Raw genomic sequence first — 261 nt, 5'->3', positions numbered from 1 at the left:
GAAGCCGGTCAAAGACCAAATAAAACCCCCCCCCCCAACAAAAAAAATAAAAAAGAAATAAAACCCCCCAAACCCCAATAAAAACGGGCCCGGAAAAAAAAAAAAAGGGCGAGAAACAAAAACGGAGGAAGAGGGGGAAATAAAAAAAAAAACCGCCCCCAAACCAAAAAAATTTAAAAACCCCCATTGGGGCGCGGGGGAAAATGGCACCCAGGGGGTGGGGATAAACGGTGGGGCCATTAAATTACCCCAAACCGGTTT

1 protein-coding gene is annotated in these 261 nt (G+C 45.6%); it reads right to left on the bottom strand.

Annotation, left to right across the window (positions count from 1 at the left end; genetic code table 11):
• A partial coding sequence (locus P9230_RS32315; protein WP_278121765.1) for a hypothetical protein occupies positions 1–261 on the bottom strand: 261 nt, incomplete at both ends.

It is taken from the genome of Mesorhizobium sp. WSM4887, from assembly GCF_029625865.1.
Lineage (GTDB): Bacteria > Pseudomonadota > Alphaproteobacteria > Rhizobiales > Rhizobiaceae > Mesorhizobium.
Note: the sequence above shows the minus strand (reverse complement) of the source record. Positions and strands in the feature narration are given on the sequence as shown.